This window comes from Streptococcus sp. 2022WUSS135, from assembly GCF_044427045.1.
In the GTDB taxonomy this organism is placed as follows: domain Bacteria; phylum Bacillota; class Bacilli; order Lactobacillales; family Streptococcaceae; genus Streptococcus; species Streptococcus hashimotonensis.
Genome location: NZ_JAOTGL010000058.1, coordinates 1 through 1492, shown reverse-complemented (window position 1 = coordinate 1492; position 1492 = coordinate 1). Strand labels below are relative to the sequence as shown.

1 protein-coding gene is annotated in these 1492 nt (G+C 41.9%); it reads left to right on the top strand.

The genetic code is table 11. The annotated features are described in order from the left end of the window. Window positions 1-1492: IS1182 family transposase (locus ODU45_RS09885; protein ID WP_398581231.1), on the top strand; the 1492-nt coding region annotated here is incomplete at both ends.

The window sequence follows — 1492 nt, the reverse complement described above, 5'->3', positions numbered from 1 at the left end:
CATGAGGCTCGTCTGATTAGTCAGTTTGTGGATACTATTCCTTCATCCGTTCTATTGGAAGAAACTTCTCACACAGGTCGTCCAGCCTTTCATCCCGCTATGTTACTTAAAATGACCCTGTTCGCCTACGCTCGCCAAGTATTCTCTGGTCGAAAAATCGTTCAAATGAATGAAGAAGTTATTCCTATGAAATGGCTGAGTCAGGATACCTATGTCTGTTATCGGACCATAAACAGTTTTCGGGCTAGCACACACGCCAATCAGCTCATCAAAACTGCCTTCATCTACTTCACCCTCCTCCTCAGAGAGAATGACTTGATTGAAGATGAGGCTCTCTTCATTGATGGAACAAAGGTAGAAGCGGATGCCAATAAGTATTCCTTCACGTGGAAAAAGGCCGTTGAACGCTATGAAGATGCCTTGAATGGAAACATTTCTGCCCTTTATGACAAACTAGTCCAAGAAGGGGTGAATACTGCCTTGTCCAAGGAAGAATGCCTCACTAGCGAGGGACTAAACCAACTCCTACAAGAAACCGAACAAGTATTGGATGAGGTGGAAGAAGCTATCTCACAAGAGCCTAAAGTCATTAAAGGTGGATCAGCCAACAGACAGAAACGAAGAAGAATTAAGAAACTCAAGAGAAAGTTGAAAGAGGATTTTCTTGTTCGGAAACAGAAGTACGAACGAGATAAACAGATTCTACAAGAGCGAAACTCCTACTCTAAAACGGATCATGATGCAACATTTATGCGGATGAAAGAGGATCATATGAAGAATGGTCAGCTCAAACCTGGTTACAACCTCCAACTTGGTACAAACAACCAGTTTGCCTTAGCTTACGGATTGTATCCGAATCCAACTGACACTCGTACACTCAAGCCATTTCTTCAATCCATCCAAACCTTAGAACTCTTTCAACACATTGTCGCGGATGCAGGTTATGGTAGTGAAGAAAATTACAGCTTTATCCTTGATGACCTGGAGAAAACACCTCTGATTCCCTACGGAACATATCAGAAAGAGCAGAAGAAAAGCTATAAGAAGAGTGATGCCAATCCTAAAAACTGGACTTACTTAGAAGATTCTGACCAGTGGATAAAGCCAGATGGGGTTGTGTATTCATTCAAGAATTATTCACGAAGAACGGAGCAGAATGGGTTTGAGAAAGATATTAAGATTTACGAAGCTGATCCTGTACAAGCTAGTGAAGAGTTAGACCAATTAGCACGGACAGAAAAAGGAAACCTCAAACAAATTCAGTATAATCCTATGTGGAACTATTTCAAGAACTTAGTCAAAGAGGAATTGACAAGTAAAGAGGGAGCCCGCATTTATGCCAAACGCAAGGTGGATGTCGAACCTGTATTTGGTAGGATGAAGGGTGTTTTTGGCGTGCGCAGAGTCCATGTCAGAGGTCAAAAGGTGGTTGAAACTGAGATAGGATTCCTCCTAATGAGCATGAATCTCACGAAATTGGCTAAGAAATTAG